Origin of the sequence: Luteirhabdus pelagi (assembly GCF_016827595.1) — a bacterium.
Lineage (GTDB): Bacteria > Bacteroidota > Bacteroidia > Flavobacteriales > Flavobacteriaceae > Luteirhabdus > Luteirhabdus pelagi.
Window position 1 is genome coordinate 712102 of the sequence record NZ_JAECMS010000001.1, and the last position, 16812, is coordinate 728913.

General features: G+C 42.4%; 14 protein-coding genes. 8 read left to right on the forward strand and 6 right to left on the reverse strand.

The window, feature by feature from the left end:
* Window positions 1-10: 10 nt before the first annotated feature.
* Window positions 11-1303 (forward strand): metal-dependent hydrolase family protein, encoded by a 1293-nt coding sequence (locus tag I4Q58_RS03255; protein WP_203293656.1) that lies wholly within the window; start codon window positions 11-13, stop codon window positions 1301-1303.
* A 68-nt stretch (window positions 1304-1371) separates the two neighbouring features.
* On the opposite strand, the gene I4Q58_RS03260 is transcribed toward I4Q58_RS03255, so the two are convergent.
* A complete protein-coding gene (locus I4Q58_RS03260; RefSeq protein WP_203293658.1) occupies window positions 1372-2328 on the reverse strand; it encodes a fasciclin domain-containing protein in 957 nt (318 codons plus the stop codon).
* A gap of 165 nt (window positions 2329-2493) precedes the next feature.
* On the opposite strand from I4Q58_RS03260, the gene I4Q58_RS03265 reads away from it, so the two are divergent.
* Window positions 2494-3963: a M28 family peptidase gene (locus tag I4Q58_RS03265; protein WP_203293660.1), complete on the forward strand. Its 1470-nt coding sequence runs from the start codon at window positions 2494-2496 to the stop codon at window positions 3961-3963.
* 64 nt (window positions 3964-4027) lie between these two features.
* Here I4Q58_RS03265 and I4Q58_RS03270 read toward each other — a convergent pair whose 3' ends face one another.
* The 3 genes from I4Q58_RS03270 to I4Q58_RS03280 all read right to left on the reverse strand — a co-directional run bounded on the left by I4Q58_RS03270 (window position 4028) and on the right by I4Q58_RS03280 (window position 8278).
* Entirely contained in the window at window positions 4028-5896 is a 1869-nt protein-coding gene (locus I4Q58_RS03270; RefSeq protein WP_203293662.1) for a hypothetical protein, read from the reverse strand.
* 128 nt (window positions 5897-6024) lie between these two features.
* Window positions 6025-6513, reverse strand: a complete 489-nt coding sequence (locus tag I4Q58_RS03275) for a hypothetical protein (RefSeq protein ID WP_236002809.1) — start codon at window positions 6511-6513, stop codon at window positions 6025-6027.
* Between the two features lie 13 nt (window positions 6514-6526).
* Window positions 6527-8278: a hypothetical protein gene (locus I4Q58_RS03280; protein ID WP_203293664.1), complete on the reverse strand. Its 1752-nt coding sequence runs from the start codon at window positions 8276-8278 to the stop codon at window positions 6527-6529.
* Window positions 8279-8380: 102 nt separating this feature from the next.
* Here I4Q58_RS03280 and I4Q58_RS03285 point away from each other — a divergent pair, with 102 nt between their 5' ends.
* From I4Q58_RS03285 to I4Q58_RS03295, 3 genes are all read left to right on the forward strand, one after another.
* Entirely contained in the window at window positions 8381-8890 is a 510-nt protein-coding gene (locus I4Q58_RS03285; RefSeq protein WP_203293666.1) for an RNA polymerase sigma factor, read from the forward strand.
* 63 nt (window positions 8891-8953) lie between these two features.
* Entirely contained in the window at window positions 8954-9871 is a 918-nt protein-coding gene (locus I4Q58_RS03290) for a FecR domain-containing protein (protein ID WP_203293668.1), read from the forward strand.
* On the forward strand, window positions 9861-12404 hold the full coding sequence (locus I4Q58_RS03295) for a TonB-dependent receptor plug domain-containing protein (protein WP_203293670.1): 2544 nt from the start codon (window positions 9861-9863) through the stop codon (window positions 12402-12404). The genes I4Q58_RS03290 and I4Q58_RS03295 overlap by 11 nt, the downstream gene beginning before the upstream one ends.
* 2 nt (window positions 12405-12406) lie before the next feature.
* On the opposite strand, the gene argS is transcribed toward I4Q58_RS03295, so the two are convergent.
* Window positions 12407-14194: an arginine--tRNA ligase gene (argS, locus tag I4Q58_RS03300; RefSeq protein ID WP_203293672.1), complete on the reverse strand. Its 1788-nt coding sequence runs from the start codon at window positions 14192-14194 to the stop codon at window positions 12407-12409.
* Between the two features lie 122 nt (window positions 14195-14316).
* Between argS and I4Q58_RS03305 the strand changes: the two genes are divergently transcribed.
* The gene (locus I4Q58_RS03305) at window positions 14317-14667 is read left to right on the forward strand and encodes a bleomycin resistance protein (protein WP_203293674.1); all 351 of its coding nucleotides are present in this window, start codon (window positions 14317-14319) and stop codon (window positions 14665-14667) included.
* 1 nt (window position 14668) lies between these two features.
* Window positions 14669-15100: a hypothetical protein gene (locus tag I4Q58_RS03310; RefSeq protein ID WP_203293676.1), complete on the forward strand. Its 432-nt coding sequence runs from the start codon at window positions 14669-14671 to the stop codon at window positions 15098-15100.
* Here the strand turns inward: I4Q58_RS03310 and I4Q58_RS03315 are convergent.
* A complete protein-coding gene (locus tag I4Q58_RS03315) occupies window positions 15097-15303 on the reverse strand; it encodes a hypothetical protein (protein ID WP_203293678.1) in 207 nt (68 codons plus the stop codon). The two genes, I4Q58_RS03310 and I4Q58_RS03315, sit on opposite strands and share 4 nt — an antisense overlap.
* Before the next feature lie 85 nt (window positions 15304-15388).
* Between I4Q58_RS03315 and I4Q58_RS03320 the strand changes: the two genes are divergently transcribed.
* Window positions 15389-16810 (forward strand): SDR family oxidoreductase, encoded by a 1422-nt coding sequence (locus tag I4Q58_RS03320; protein ID WP_203293680.1) that lies wholly within the window; start codon window positions 15389-15391, stop codon window positions 16808-16810.
* The last annotated feature ends 2 nt before the right edge of the window (window positions 16811-16812 follow it).

Here is a 16812-nt window from a genome sequence, read left to right on the forward strand (position 1 = left end):
TTATTCCATTATGAAGAAATTAATCCTTCTGCTATTTATATGTGTGTTTACACTACCATCCTACGCACAGCAAACAACCATTCTACATGCGGGAACATTATTAGCGGTACCTGGCACGGAACCTTCAAAAGAACAAAGTATTGTGATCCGTAACGGTAAAATCGTTGAGGTACGCTCAGGGTATATTGCTGCCACAGGTTCGAACAGCAATGCAACGATTATAGACTTAAAGGATTCCTTTGTAATGCCAGGCTTTATCGATATGCATACTCATATTACCGGAGAACGTGATCCCGCTGCAAATCCGCATGAATGGACCACCTTATACGACGAAGATGCAGCATATCGCGCCATCCCCTTCGCAGAAGCTACTCTGGATGCGGGTTTTACAACAGTTCGTAATCTAGGTGGCGACCATAAATTAGTTACAGCCTTAAAACGGGCCATCGCCGAAGGTAATGTGAAAGGCCCTAGAATTATAGCTTCTTTAGGCGCTATTTCAGCGACGGGTGGTCATGGCGATTGGCATGGCTATCGACCAGAAATCATGAATGCTTTTGAACAGAATGTTGGCATTTGCGACGGTACTGATGATTGTCGCCGAGCAGTCCGGGCACGTATCAAACAAGGTGCGGATGTTATTAAAATAACAGCAACGGGTGGTGTTCTTAGTAATACTGCGGCAGGAGTCGCCCAGCAATTAACCGACGAGGAATTGGAGTCGATTGTCGAAACAGCACACTCCCTTGGAAGGAAGGTAGCGGCTCATGCCCATGAAGCTGACGGTATAAATGCGGCGCTCCGTGCTGGCGTGAATTCCATTGAACATGGTTCATACTTGGATGACGAATCGGTTCGCCTCTTCAATGAAAATGATGCCTATTTAGTCCCAACCCTGTTGGCAGGGGTTTCGGTTTCTGAAGAACTGGAGGTTAACAATCAGATTCCGCCTGCTATCGCAGAAAAAATCCGACAGGTGGCACCCGTAGTAGAGGAATCCTTCAAAAGGGCTTTAAAAGGTGGTGTGAAAATTGCGTTTGGTACGGATAGCGGCGTTAGCAAGCATGGTACGAACGCTCGGGAGTTTGAAATAATGGTCGAGTATGGTATGGATGAAAATGAAGCCATCAGATCGGCAACTATCGTTGCAGCAGAATTGTTGGGAATGGAGGATAGTCTAGGCACTATTTCAAGTGGGAAGTGGGCTGATATTGTTGCCGTAAAAGAAAATCCACTTCAGAATATTTCAGCGCTTACAAATATATCATTCGTAATGAAAGAAGGTGCTGTCTTCAAGAAGTAATAATAATTGATGATATAAAAAAATCCACTCTGAAATGGAGTGGATTTTTCGTTTTTATAAAACTCAATTTATAGGGAGGGTAACAGTACTTGATCGATGGCGTGAACTACACCGTTCGCCGCTTGTACGTTTGTAACAATAATATTACTTGTTCTTCCATTAGGGTCTGTAATCGTTGCAGCATCTGCATCAACTTCAATGTTTGCCCCTAAAGTAAGTACAGTTCCCGTTGTAAGGTCTTCCGCTCGCACATTAGCTCCTTGAATAACATGTGTGTTCAAAGTTGCCGTTAACGTACCGCCATCTATATCGGCAAGAGAATTGATGCTCAATTCAGTCAATAATGCGCCAAAGGCATCATTAGTAGGTCCAAATACTGTAAATGGGGGTAAATCAGCTGGGATTGGTGTCGATAGAACTCCAACAAAATCAGGCTGATCATCACGCGTTAACGCCTGAACCAACGTTTCAAAAGTAGGATCGGCTGTAGCAAAGGTTACTACCGTAGGCAGTGTAATTACAGCATCTACAGCATGAATAATCCCGTTTTCAGCTGAGATATCGGCATTCGTTACGGTTGAAACCCCATTGAGTTCTACTCCGTTGCTCGTATTAATATAAATACTAAGATTGTTGTCGGTATTCGAATACGTTGCCAATGTAGTGTTGTAGCCTGTAGATAAATCGCCCGAAGCAAGTTCGCCATTTAATACATGATTTAGGAGTGTTTGTCGTAAGGCTTCTTCTGGAACATCCTCTAGACTTGCGAAATTATTAGCCTGCAAAAAGGCATCAAAAGCTGCGTTGTTAGGAGCAAAGACGGTATAAGAAGCGCTCCCATTTAGGGTGGCCGTAAGACCAGCTCGTTCCAAAGCTGCTGCCAAGGAAGAATAGTTCGGATTGTCTGCCACAAATTCGGCAATGGTCTGATTGTCATCTACATCTCCGGCATCATCATCGTTGCTGCAAGCAACCATAAAAATACCGAATAGCAAAATGCTTGTTAGTTTTAAAAGGTTTTTCATAGTATTAGTTTTTAGCTAAAATACTGGAGACCCATTAAATAAATAGAATGATTAACTTTTGTTTAATATATTTTAAAAATTATTAAACACTTATTTTTAGTGACGGGTAGGTAATCCTTTCGAGCCGAAAAAAACTTATATATCTTTAGCAACAAAATCTTTTGTATGAAATCAATTTATTCATTTCTATTTCTTTTTATTTCAATTACGGGCCTCGCGCAAACCGATAGGGAAAAAACGGCTGCTACGGTAGATCAGCATGATATACGCGCCCATATAGGTTTCCTTTCTGATGATTTATTAAAAGGAAGGGAAACCGGTACCGAAGGCAATAAGATAGCTGCTGCCTATATCGCAAGCATGTTAAAAAGCTATGGAGTTCAGCCAAATCCGAAAACAGGGAACTATTATCAAGAGGTTCCTTTAGAGAAAAGCACACCCCCAAATCGTATGACCTTAGTAGTAAACGGTTCGGAGTATAAGGAGAAAGTTGCTGTTATGCCACAAAACTTTAGCTACGGGGGAAATGGCGTCTACTTGGGCTATGGTCTGGAAGACGACTATAAAAATGCCGACGTAAACGAAAAATTAGTTTTTATAAAAGCTGGCAGCCCCAAGTCGGACAATATTCAAGAAGCCTTCGGACTTCGCGATAAAAAAATGGAACTCGCCATGAAGGCTGGCGCTGCGGGAGTCATTGAGCTTGTAAAAGCTGGCGACCGCACATGGGGGTATCTCTCAAATCGATTTGGCGCCACCCAAATTCAATTAGCCAACACAGAAGAAGGAGCGAAAAAATTACCATACCTGTGGATTCGTGATGAATTCGGAACGTATGCGAACGATTTAAGCAGCAAAAAAGCAATTACAGTAAAATGTACCGTTTCGGGAGCTACTTCAGAAACCATACTGTCACAAAACGTAGTAGGTATCGTGGAAGGAAGTGATGCTACCCTAAAAAACGAGTATGTCATCTATTCGGGTCATTACGACCATGTAGGTATTGGTGAAGCCGACACAACAGGCGATACGATTTATAATGGCGCACGCGATAATGCCGTAGGAGTTACTACGGTGCTTAGCATGGCTGAAAACCTGTCTAAATATCCTACGAAACGTTCGGCTTTATTCATTCTATTTACTGCGGAAGAAAAAGGGCTACTCGGAAGTAAATACTATGTTGAAAACCCCATCGTACCCTTGGAGCAAATGGTATATTGTTTTAACAGCGACAATGGTGGATACAACGACACCACGAAGGCAACAATAGTTGGGCTAACGCGAACTACTGCTGAAAAAGAGTTGAAGGATGCTGTTTCTTCCTTCGGGCTGACCGCCATCGAAGACCCTGCCCCAGAACAAGGGTTGTTCGACAGAAGCGATAATGTTCATTTTGCAAGAAAAGGTATCCCGGCCCCTACATTTTCACTGGGGTTCACCGCATTCGATGCTGAAATCATGAAATACTATCACCAAGCTGGCGATGAAGCAGATTCGTTGGATTACGACTATTTGTTGAAGTTTTTCCAATCGTATGTAATGTCTGGACGCGCTATTGGTAATATGTCTAAAAAACCTTTCTGGGTGAAAGGCGATAAATATGAAGAAAGTGGAAAAGAGCTTTACGGCATGTAACATAAAAAGCCACTCCATCAAGGGAGTGGCTTTTCCAATTGGGGCAAAAATTGAGGAGCAACACTTATAGCTTCTCGAACACTAAGGTATCGGTGCCACCGTTACCTCCACTAACATCAAACAATTCTACTCGGGTTGTAATATAGTTGTCAACATCCCAATCGTCGTTTAGTTCTTCAAGTGGTGAGGTTGGACCCAAGTTTAAGGTAACCTTTAAAACATTATCGTCAAACCCAACGCTCCAAGTTCCGCTTTCCGAAGTACCATTAGCATCGATGGCAACGGTACCATCGGTATTGAAGTCGAAGGTATAATTTGTATAATCGTTCGTTTCATTATTCCCATCGTCCAGATATGTTTCCACATACCACATGCCATCAACTAAAATATCCATCAGCTCTTGGGCATCGCCTGTGCCGGTACCACCACAGTCGGCAGGATTTCTTCCAAAATTAAGATAATCGGTTCCACCATTTCCACCACTAATATCGATCAGTTCTATTAGCTCGGTAGTGAAATTGCTTACATCCCAATCGTCATTTAGGTCGTCGAAAGGGTCATCTTCACCTGTAGTATCGAAATTCAAATTTAAGTCGAGCGACGCTCCGCTACCCGTAGCAGACCAGGTACCATTTACTGTATTATTATCGCTAGTTGCGGTTACCGTTTGATTGCTTGCGAACACAAACTCATACGCTACATAGTCGCAGGTTTCATCATCACCATCATCTTCCAGTAGATTAACGTACCAACTTCCATCAGTAAGTGTATTTACAAAATCGCCATTACCCGTTCCACCACAATTAGCAGGATTTCTTCCGAAGTTCAGGTAATCGGTACCTCCGTTTCCACCGCTGATATCCAACAATTCGATAAGTTCGGTAGTGAAATTAGTTACATCCCAATCGTCGTTCAGATCATCGAACGGATCGTTCTCGCCAGTCGTATCAAAGTTTAGGACTAAATCCAATGTCGATCCACTTCCGGTCGTCGACCACGTACCATTTACAGTATTGTTCGCACTGCTGGCGGTGACTGTTTCATTAGAGGCAAACACAAACTCGTATTCGGCATAGTCGCATGTTTCATCGTTTCCATCATCTTCCAAAAGGTTCACATACCAAGAACCATCGGTTAAAGCAGCCACAAAATCGCTATTTCCGGTTCCACCACCATTTGGGTTCCGTTCAAAGGTGACATAATCGATGGTGCTATCGCCACTGATGTCCTTCAGTTCAATAATTTCGTTTGTTGCATTGATGATATCCCAATCTTCATCCAACTCATCTAAAGGATCTTCATTTCCAAAGAAAAGTTCGAGGTCAGGGAAACTGCTTCCCGTAAGTCCCCACGTTCCATTGGTAACCACGCCATTTTTAGTAGCTGTTGCAGTGCTATCGCTAGCAAATTCGAAGGCATATCCCGCAAAATCGCTCGTTTCATCCGTATCATCAAAATAATAGGTTACATACCAAACACCATCGGTAAGATATTGTACAAAATCGGCTGGAACTTCATTCTGCCCGTTACTTTCACAATCGGATATAAGCGTTCCTAATTGTTCATTATCGGTTACTTCAACCACAGTCCCATCATTAAGTACTACTTGAATAGGATAGCTAATACTTACGGAAAAGTCAGGGTCTAATTGTGTTAAGAAAGTAAACAATTCACCATCGTTATTGATTGTTACCGTATCGGTCTGTTCTTGGTTACTATCATACACAAATAAGGTTATCGGATATAAGAAATCGATACAATCGATTGCGTTCGAATCGTTCGGGCCTGAGGAGGCGCGTTCCATTAAGGTGGTGAGTTGTGCCGATATCGCATTGACATCTTCTGGCATTGGTTCTTCATCCCTTGTACAGGAACTAGCCATTACAAACAATCCTGTCATCAGAATCAGGATACTTTTCTTTAGTCGGTTCATAGTTATTTTTTTAGGGGTTTGTATTAAAGAGACAGTTTTACTTCAAAAAACCCTACCCTTTTAATTTAAAAGCATAAAAAAACCACCCAAAATTGGGTGGTTGAGGAGAATTGAACTAGTTGGGGGTGCTAATTCTTCTCGAAGGTTAGGGTATCGGTACCCCCGTTTCCGCCACTAATGTCGCGCAATTCAATTTTGGTATCGCTGGCGGAAAGGATATCCCAATCATCGTTCAAATCTTCAAAGTCATCACTGTCGGAGACATTAAAGAAGATAATGAAGTCGTCATCGTCAGAAGAGCTGTCATCATCGGAAGAACTACTAGAATCGATAGCCCAAGTACCAACTTTATCATTGCTTCCATTTTCAGCTCGCAGGGTTCCATCACTCTCAAAAGTGAATACGTAGCCATTAAAATCAGACGTTTCATCTTGACCCGAATCTACAAAGCTGCTAATACGCCAAGTTCCGTCTTGAACAATAGCAGTGGTTTGACTAGCGCTCGGATTGTTGTCATCGTTAGTCGAATCATCGTCGCTTGAACAGCCAATGACAAATGGTGCGCTAATTAAAATAGCAACTAAGGGTTGTAGCAATAATTTTTTCATCTTTTTCATAAATAATTCGTGTTTAGTTTTGTTTAAAAATTAGGGTGTCTTCAATATTGTTGCTGCTATCGCGAATAACAAATGTAACTTCTGTCGCTGAAAAGCTTAACGTCTCATAATCGTCGTCGTCAGCATCGTTTATCGGACTGTCCATATCAAGTTCAAAGACAAGAATATCGCCTAAAACAGATACAGACCAAATTCCATTTACGGTTTCCGAAGTACCGATTGCAGTTACCGTTCCATTGCTATTGAAAGTAAAATTAAATCCATAGAAAACGGCTGTCTCATTTTCACCCGCATCCAAAAACGTGTCGACATACCAAGTTCCAGTTTCAAGAATATTCCTGAGTTCCTGAGGATCTGGAGTTGAGTTGTTAGGCTCACGTTCCAAGGTCAGGAAGGTGTCTGGACTACCGGAACCAGCTTCAGCAAATTCGATAATCTCCATAGAACTGTTCAATACTAACCAATAATCGTCGAGATCGCCCAACGGATTTCCGCTTCCAGAGCTATCAAAATCGAATTCTACGATAAAATCGTCACCTTGAGGCACCACTGTCCAGCTACCTTGAATTTGATTTACGCCATTATCGGCTAGGGCAGAATTGTCGGTCTCAAATGTAAATTCATAGCCATTGTAGTTAGACGTCTCATCGTCGCCGTCCTCTTCAAATAAGGTTACAAACCAAATATCGGTCGTTAGGTTTTGTATAAACTCATTCAGGGTTGCATTGTTTCCTTCCGAAGGTTCACGACCAAAAACAAGACTATCGATGCTATCATCGCTACTCTCATCCTGTAGTGAAATCACTTGATCATTCACCTGAAGTACGTTCCAATCTTCATTGAACTCATTCAACGGATCATCGCTACCAAAATTCAATTCGCACTCCGGAGTTGGACTAATACTATATTCCCAACTACCTATAATAAAGCTGTTTCCGATATAGGCATGTGCTGTACTATCTGTAGCGAAAGAAAATTGATATTCCTGATAGGTCTCTGTATCTTCAAAATCATCGAAATAATAGTTTACATACCAAACTCCAGTTGAAATAGTCTGAACAATTTCTGAAGGTACAGGTAAATTATCAACACAACTTTGAAGCAGGGAGGTAAGTTCTGTATTGGAATTCACGGTTTGGGCACCCCCATCTTGTAATACAATTTCTAAGGGAAAGGAGATACTCAGTACCAAATCCTCATCCAGATTGGAAAGAAACTGATACAGTTCGATATCGGAGGTAATACTAACATCGGTGGTTTCTTCTAGGTTCGCGTCATACACAAAGAAGGTGATGGGATAGACAAAATCCAGACACAGTAAATCCTGTGGGAAATCGGCACAATCGTCAATTATATTCAACAGTTCCGATTGATTTGAAACCGTAATGGTACTATAATCGGAAAATTGTAGGGTAATAGGAAAGATAATCTCAACCGTATCGGTATTCGTGCTAGACTGGTTGAGGATATTGCCAACGATAGGGAAATCGTTTTCGGAAGTAAGCGTTACCTCTGTTCCATTTACTATAACTGTAATAGGGTATACAATAGAGGTACAGCTATTGCCATCTATACTATTGTCTTGACCATTTTCTGCAGCCGCATTTTGTACTAACAAATTTGTGAGTACCGAATTTGCTGTAATAGTATCCTCTTCATCGGTTTCATCGATGATTTCTTGTTCCTCGCGCTGGCAACTAAAAAGCGCTAGAAAGACCAACAATACCATGGTCCAAAGAAATGAAATGTTGTAGATTTTTTTCATACGCTAAATGGGGATGTTTATTGGTAAAACAGTAAGACTTCAAAATACCCTACCCTTTTTTCAAACTTTTTTTTAAATATATTTGACCTCAATCATTTTCTTATGCAAGAGCACGAAAACGTTTGTAACGAGGGAATGTTTTCCCAAATATATAACGAACATAGCGAATCGGTCTATCGATTTATTTATTTTAAATGTGGCGATGAAGCCCAAGCATCCGATTTGGTACAGGATGCTTTTATAAAGTTATGGCAGAATTGCAAAAAAGTTATGCCTTCCAAAGCGAAATCGTTTTTATATACGGTAACGCGAAATGCTTTTTACAATGAAGTGGCCCATCAAAAAGTTGTGTTGAAGCATGCCAAGCTCCAACCTACCAAAGTGGAAAACCAATCGCCTGAATTTCTATTGGAAGAAAAACAGTACCACAAAAAGGTACAGCAAGTAATTGAAAGCCTAACCGAAGCGCAACGCACTGCTTTTTTGTTGAATCGTATTGAAGGGAAAAAATATGCGGAAATAGCAGAAATGCTTGATATATCAGTAAAAGCAGTCGAAAAACGAATGAGCCAGGCATTGGCCGTTATCCGAAAGGAAATCGGCGATATTTAAATTTTGAAAGTAACGGTAGGGTTTTTTCTGAAAAACTTGTTTCACTATTGAAATACCAGATTCATGGACAACGAGACATTATTACATAAATATCTGAATGGAGAAGCTTCCGCCGAGGAGGTGGCCCAACTGAAAGCAGACCCTGAGTATAGCGAATACGTTAGGATTGCTGAGGTTTCCGCTGGTTTTGAAACACCCGACTTTCATCGAGAAGCGGTGTATGAAAAAATTACAGCGGCCCGAGAAGCACAATCGGTCAAACAGTTGCCAAATTCAAAAGAAAAGACTTCCAATAGAACGATATGGATAGCAATTGCGGCGGCATTCGTTGCCTTGGTAGCGGGTTACTTTTATATTTCGAATCAAGGTGAAACCTTTTCCACCGATATTGCCCAACGGGAGACAATTGCATTACCAGACGGTTCTGAAGTAGTATTGAATGCTGCTTCCGAACTTCGATATAATACGAAATCCTGGTCGGAAAACCGGACGCTTCAATTGAATGGGGAAGCTTTCTTTGATGTTGAAAAAGGAAGTACGTTCACCGTTGATACCCCTCGTGGTACCGTTGAAGTTTTGGGAACGGAGTTCAATGTGTTTAGCCGCGACAGTTTGTTTACGGTACAGTGTTACGAAGGTTCTGTAGCCGTAACGGTCGGTTCTTATAAAACCACGCTTTCACCAAACCAAGAAATACGTTTTGTGAAAGACGCCCTGCTTTCTGAAAACAGTGTTGCCGGCGAGGTGCCAAGTTGGATGATTTTAGAGAGTACCTTTAAAAATGCTACCCTTGGTATCGTTCTAGCGGAATTACAACGCCAATACGACATTTCAGTGTCTGCAGACAAGGCTTTATTAACCAAAAAGCTCAATGTTAGTTTTCCACACGACAACCTGGAATTAGCATTATTAACTATTGTTACTCCGCTTCAATTAACCTATGACCTAAACGATAAGGAAGTACATATTTATGCAGAATAGCCTCCGAAAGTGCTTACTTTTTTGGTTGGGATTGTTGACTTTATTTGGCACTTCAGCTTACGGTCAGAATACCAAGGAGGTCCCCCTTGCATCGCTCCTATCAACCTTAGAGACGCGTTTTGAAGTTCGCTTTTCGTATTCTTATGAAATCGCAAAGGATTACACTATCGAACCGCCGAGCAAATCGCTTTCACTTGAGGAAACCCTACATTATTTAGCTGAAAAAACTGGATTGCAGTTTACGGAAGTTAGCGAACGATACATCTCAATTACGGTAACCGACGCTTCCTTCTGCGGCACCTTGTTGGACGCATCGACGGGACAACCCTTAACTGGAGCCACCATACAGGCCAAGGATTCGTATGCCGTTTCTGATAAAAATGGTGTTTTCACCCTAGCAGTAGGTGATGAAACGGAACTCACCATTCAATTTTTAGGATACCAGCCGCTCGCCATTTCCACAGCCAAACTGAACACTTCCTGTCCAAACTTATATTTATCGCCTTCACTAGAACCATTAGATGCCGTGGTTTTGTCGCCGGTTTTTGTAAATGGCCTAAATATAAGTAGCAATGGAGGCATTATCATTAATACCGAACATTTTGGCTTGCTTCCCGGCCAGGTCGAGAATGATGTGCTCCAGATTGCGCAAGCGCTTCCAGGCGTTGAAAGTATCGATGAAACCATTTCGAACATCAATATTCGCGGCGGTTCCAACGATGAAAACCTTTTGCTTTGGGATGGTATCAAAATGTACCAAAGCGGTCATTTTTTTGGGCTTATTTCTGCCTTCAATCCAGCTCTTACCAAACAGGTCGTGCTCTATAAAAATGGAAGTCCGGCGCATTATGGCGAAGGGGTGTCCTCGGTGATCGATATGCGATCGAAAAATACGGTTTCAAAAAAGTTTTCAGGCGGATTCGGACTTAACCTCATCGCTGCAAATGGGTATGTAGACGTCCCTATTTCCGATAACAACAGCTTTCAATTTTCCGTTCGTCATGCGGTAAATCCTTTATTTGAAACGCCTGTCTATTCCAGCTATACCCAACGTATTTTTCAGGATACTGAAATTACGGGGTTGGATGAAACCGAAACGAACACTTCCCTCTCTACCGATGAAGATTTTTCGTTCTACGATGTAAGTGCGAAGTGGCTGTACGACCCTTCGGATAAGGATAACATCCGACTAAACTTCTGGACGGCCAATAACCGTTTGGATATCACTGAAACCATCGATAATTCGAACACCTCGGAAAACAGTCGCTTGGAACAACGTAGCTTGGTGGGCGGACTATCTTGGCAACGCGATTGGTCTGAAACCTTTTCAACCAAAGCACAAGCCTACGGAACCTACTACCTATTGGATGCCTTAAACCGCGACATTTTCACCACACAAGAACAAATTCAGGATAATGAAGTCTTGGAAACTGGGATAAAAGCGGATACCTATTGGCAATTAAACGAGCTTTTCAAACTCGAAACGGGCTACCATTTTTACGAAACCGGTATCACGAACATTCAGGATGTGAACCTTCCCCGTTTTCGAAACCGTACCAAAGAAGTGATGCGAACCCACGTCGGTCATACCGCACTCACCTACTTTTCAGAAAATGGAAACACCGAAATTACGGCTGGCGTTCGTGCCAACCATTTTTCAAAATTCTCTGAGGTTGTGGTAGAACCGCGTCTTCAACTATATCAAAAACTATCAAAATCATTTTCGATTTTGGCGTTGGGAGAGTTTAAAAGTCAGACCACCACCCAACGTATCGATTTCCAAAGTGACTTTTTAGGGATTGAAAAAAGGCGGTGGACACTTGCCAATCCGGACAATCGACCCATTGTAAAAAGCAAGCAAGCCTCGGTCGGGTTTCAATACAAGCAACATAATTGGCTTGTGAACGTAGAAGGATTTTTTAAGGAAGTGGAAGATATTACGGCTTCGAATCAAGGATTCCAAAACCAATTTCAATTTAGCAGAGCCATTGGAAGCTATACCGCCAGCGGCGCTGAATTCACCTTAAATAAAAAGGGACGTAACTACAGTATTTGGGGAACCTATCTTTTTATGAACAACGATTATACTTTCCCCTCGCTGACGCCTTCCGAGTTTCCCAGCAATCGCGACGTTCGCCACACTGCCACGGTAGCCGGTAGTTTTCAACCGAATGAAGGCTGGAATTTCTCTGCAGGGATCAGTTATCGAACCGGAAAGCCCTTTACCATTCCCCTTGAAGAAAACAGTATCGTAGTGCAAAACGGCATTCCTTCCATACAATATCAAGAGCCTAATGCGGAGCGACTCGATCCTTATTTTCGCGCCGACCTGTCTGCGGAATACAGCTGGCGTTTTTCAGAAACTATTCAGGGAAAGGCAAATGTTGCAGTGCTTAATGTCTTCAACACTACAAATGTTTTAAATACACGGTACGCTATCCTTGAGAATACGGATGGTACGCTTTCGGTATCACAAATTCGGGAACGCTCGCTCGGACTGACGCCCAACGCTTCGCTACAGATTCTTTTTTAAGATTACATTCTGTCTGGCACCTGAATACCAAGCAAATTGAAAGCGGTCTTGATCACCTTCGCCACGGCATCTGCGAGTTTCACCCGAAACTCTCGCTCCGCGTCGGTATCGGCACCAAGGATAGAAACATTTTGGTAGAACGAATTGAACTCCTTCACCAAATCGTAGGTATAGTTTGCGAGTAAGGCCGGACTATAGTTTTCGGCAGCTTGCTGTATCGTTTCAGGGAATAGCTGCAATTGTTTTAAAAGTTCTTTTTCCTTTTCGTGGAGTGAGCTATTCTCCGCTACGTTTTCGCTTCCTTTCTCTTCTTCCGCTTTGCGTAAGATTGATTGAATTCGAGCGTAGGTGTATTGGATAAACGGACCGGTATTTCCTTGGAAATCGACACTCTCTTCAGGGTTGAAGAGAATTCGCTTTTTTGGATCGACTTTCAAAATATAATATTTCAGGGCACCCAATCCGATCATATGGTAGAGTCTAGATTTTTCATCTTCCGACAGGTCATCAATTTTTCCGAGTTCTTCAGCAATCGATCCCGCGGTTTTTTCCATTTCTTCCACCAAATCGTCGGCATCCACAACGGTCCCTTCCCTACTCTTCATCTTTCCGGAAGGTAAATCGACCATTCCATAACTTAGATGAAACAGGTTATCGGCCCAGGAATAGCCCAATTTCTTCAAAATTAAAAACAACACCTTAAAGTGATAGTCCTGTTCGTTTCCAACGGTATAGATCATTCCCGTAACATCCGGATGGTCTTCCACTCGTTGCACGGCCGTTCCAAGATCCTGTGTCATATACACAGCCGTTCCATCACTTCGCAGCACCAACTTTTCATCCAAACCTTCGTCGGTAAGGTCGCACCAAACACTGCCGTCCTCTTTTTTAAAGAACACGCCTTTCTTCAGTCCTTCCTCGATGATATTTTTACCGAGCAAATACGTATCACTTTCGTAGTACAGCTTATCGAAACTGACGCCCAGATTTTTATAGGTGACATCGAATCCTTCATATACCCATCCATTCATCTGTTCCCAAAGCGCAACCGTATCGGCATCGCCGGCTTCCCACTTTCGTAGGGTTTCTTGCGCTTCCTGAAGAATCGGTGCTTCCGCTTTTGCTTCTTCTTCCGATTTGCCCTCGGCTTTCAATTCGGCTATCTGTTCTTTGTAAACTTTATCGAATTTCACATAGTAATCGCCTACCAACTTATCGCCCTTCTTTCCGGTTTCGATAGGCGTTTCACCATGACCAAACTTCTTCCAGGCCACCATGCTTTTACAGATATGGATGCCACGATCGTTGATGATTTGGGTTCTATACACCTTTTGGCCAGCAGCTTCAACAATATTAGCGACCGAATCGCCCAACAAAATATTTCGGATATGACCTAAGTGAAGCGGTTTGTTCGTGTTAGGAGATGAATATTCCACCATCACTGCTCCGTCCTTTTCAGTATCGGCTCCATAGGTTGAAAAATCGCTTACACTTCCGAAGAAATCCAAATAATAAGTATCGCTTAATACAAGGTTTAAAAATCCTTTCACCACGTTGTATTTGGAAACCATTTCGACCTGCTGTTGCAGATAGGAACCAATCGTTTCCCCGATTTGTACCGGATTTCCTTTTATCGTACGTAACATTGGAAAAACCACTACTGTTATGTCACCCTCAAAATCCTTGCGAGTGGCTTGAAATTCGACCGTTTCCAGCGTTGCGCCATATTCCTTTTCCACCGCTTCGATAACGGCTTTCGAGAGTTGATTTTCCAATGGGTTTTGTGACATTTCTAGTAAAGTTTCAGCGATATAAATACAAAAGAACTCCTTGGCAAGGCTAGGAGTTTCCGCAAAGATACAGCTATTTTTAAAGGTGAAAACCCTTCATTTTCGCTATCTTTAAAAGAAAAATGAACTTACAGCGCGGTGTTCCCGTTTTAGCATCCTTAGATATTTTTAAGACCGTTGCTTTCTACAAAGAAAAATTAGGCTTCAACAAACAGGGCTTTGTCGATGACAATTATGCCGTAATTGCACGTGATAACGTTGAGCTCCATTTTTGGAAGTGCGACTACCGTATTCACCCAGAAAATACCAGTTGCTATATTTATGTCGACAATATTGATTCGCTTTATGAAGAATTGAAAGAGAACGATGTTATTCACCCAAATGGTCTGCTAGAAGACAAACCCTGGGGCACCCGGGAATTTGCCGTATTAGATGACGATGGCAATATGCTGAAGTTCGGTCAAGACCTTTAATATGCTTCTAAACGTATCCTACAACAATAAAAAAATTACCCAACGCATCGATGCCGAGGTGGGCAAGCCTTTCACCATGCTAGAACGTATTAAACTCGGTGGCATTGGTTCTCCACGATTGGTCATTACCGAAATGAGCCTTCAACTTCATAACTTGATGGTATTAGACAACAATCGGAACGTCTGCAATATTGAGATGCGACCAAATGGCATTATTGTAGGGTTTCGCTCTTTATTGGAAAGTTATGCGTTAGTCATTCCGTATTATAAATTGGTGCTGTATAAAGGAAAGAAGGATCAATATTCGATTTATCGAGACAACTATTTTGTGAAGGTACAGGCGAAGGATAAAGATACATCCATTCATAAATTTATGGCGAAGGTAGTATCGGAAAAGGCTGAAAACGCTCCTACCCGACCCGAAAACCGTTAGCGTTTTTTTCGGGACCGGATCGTAAGTCCGGCCACAATTGCTAATAACCCGAGAACAATCATAGCAATATTTTGAACCACAACATCCTGCCCTTCCGACGTCGTTACATATGCATCGATTTCCGAAGGCGAGAAAAATTGGTAAACACCATATCCTAGCAGTCCGATGCCGCCCAGGATAAATAATAGTTTTAGAATTTTCATATCCGTAAAGATACACATTCGTTTGCCTAGTTAACATGCCCCTAACAAGTTGTTTACTATTTAATCTATATCTTTAAACAAAAAAGTGAAGATACTCCTTACAGGCGCGAATGGTTATATCGGCATGCGGTTGCTCCCCGCCTTGCTGGAAGAAGGACATGAACTATACTGCTGTGTTCGCGATAAGAATCGATTACCGTTAGACCCCGAAACCTCTAAGCGGGTAAAGGTGGTGGAAGTCGATTTCCTGAACGATGTCGACATGGAAGGTTTTCCCACGGATATCGATGTGGCGTATTACCTGATTCATTCCATGAGCGTTTCTACCAAGGATTTTGATGAATTGGAGGCGAAATCGGCAGAGAACTTCAACACCTATATGTCGAATACCTCGGTGCAACAGGTGGTGTACCTCAGCGGTATCGTAAATGAAGAAAGCCTCTCGAAACACTTGGCTTCTAGAAAAAAGGTAGAAGAGATTTTATATGAAGGTGACTTTAAACTGACGGTTCTTCGCGCAGGAATTGTGGTAGGGAGCGGAAGTTCTTCTTTTGAAATTATCCGTGATTTATGTGAAAAGCTCCCGTTAATGATAGCTCCAAAATGGTTGAAAACACGCATACAACCCATCGCTATTCGAGATGTCATTTCCTTTCTTTCGGGCGTTCTGTTGAAGAAAGAGTGCTACAACGATTCCTTCGATATCGGCGGACCGGATATACTGACCTACAAACAGATGTTGCAGCAATATGCAAAGGTTCGGAAACTACGCCTTTGGATTATCTCCGTTCCGGTCATGTCGCCACGACTGTCTTCATACTGGCTCTACTTCGTTACCTCCACCACCTACAAATTGGCTGTTAACTTAGTGGATAGCATGCGTCATGAGGTGGTTGCTAGCGACAATCGGCTTCAGGAAATACTCGACATTCAACCCATTACCTATATGGAAGCCATCGAAAAGGCATTCATCAAAATTGAACAGAATTTAGTGATTTCCAGTTGGAAGGATTCGTTGGTGGCAGGACGGTTTTCGAATCTAAAAGGCTATATCCAAGTGCCGAAATACGGATGTTTAAAGGATAAAAAGAAAAAGAAAATTGAAGAAACCGATCGTGTGCTGAATAATGTCTGGGCTATTGGGGGTTCCCGCGGTTGGTACTACGGAAACTGGCTGTGGAAAATCCGTGGGTTTTTAGACCAAATGGTGGGCGGCGTCGGTTTGCGACGCGGACGTACACACGCTAATAAAATCAATGCAGGCGATGCCCTTGATTTTTGGCGCGTTATTTATGCCGACCGTGAAGAAAGACGCTTGTTGCTTTTTGCTGAAATGAAACTTCCTGGCGAAGCATGGTTAGAGTTCTGTATCGATGAAGAAAACGTGCTTCACCAAACTGCTACCTTTCGTCCGAAAGGCTTATGGGGACGTTTGTATTGGTATGCCATGCTCCCGTTTCACTACTTCATCTTTGAAGGAATGATCAACAATATTGCGAAACGATAACG

Bases quoted from the DNA above. Each gene is read 5' to 3' on its own strand.
- I4Q58_RS03265 (WP_203293660.1), top strand. From the start codon at position 2,494: ATGAAATCAATTTATTCATTTCTATTTCTTTTTATTTCAATTACGGGC.
- I4Q58_RS03255 (WP_203293656.1), top strand. From the start codon at position 11: ATGAAGAAATTAATCCTTCTGCTATTTATATGTGTGTTTACACTACCA.
- I4Q58_RS03295 (WP_203293670.1), top strand. From the start codon at position 9,861: ATGCAGAATAGCCTCCGAAAGTGCTTACTTTTTTGGTTGGGATTGTTG.
- I4Q58_RS03285 (WP_203293666.1), top strand. From the start codon at position 8,381: ATGCAAGAGCACGAAAACGTTTGTAACGAGGGAATGTTTTCCCAAATA.
- I4Q58_RS03275 (WP_236002809.1), bottom strand. From the start codon at position 6,513: ATGAAAAAGATGAAAAAATTATTGCTACAACCCTTAGTTGCTATTTTA.
- I4Q58_RS03310 (WP_203293676.1), top strand. From the start codon at position 14,669: ATGCTTCTAAACGTATCCTACAACAATAAAAAAATTACCCAACGCATC.
- I4Q58_RS03270 (WP_203293662.1), bottom strand. From the start codon at position 5,896: ATGAACCGACTAAAGAAAAGTATCCTGATTCTGATGACAGGATTGTTT.
- I4Q58_RS03290 (WP_203293668.1), top strand. From the start codon at position 8,954: ATGGACAACGAGACATTATTACATAAATATCTGAATGGAGAAGCTTCC.
- I4Q58_RS03260 (WP_203293658.1), bottom strand. From the start codon at position 2,328: ATGAAAAACCTTTTAAAACTAACAAGCATTTTGCTATTCGGTATTTTT.
- I4Q58_RS03280 (WP_203293664.1), bottom strand. From the start codon at position 8,278: ATGAAAAAAATCTACAACATTTCATTTCTTTGGACCATGGTATTGTTG.
- I4Q58_RS03305 (WP_203293674.1), top strand. From the start codon at position 14,317: ATGAACTTACAGCGCGGTGTTCCCGTTTTAGCATCCTTAGATATTTTT.
- I4Q58_RS03315 (WP_203293678.1), bottom strand. From the start codon at position 15,303: ATGAAAATTCTAAAACTATTATTTATCCTGGGCGGCATCGGACTGCTA.
- argS (WP_203293672.1), bottom strand. From the start codon at position 14,194: ATGTCACAAAACCCATTGGAAAATCAACTCTCGAAAGCCGTTATCGAA.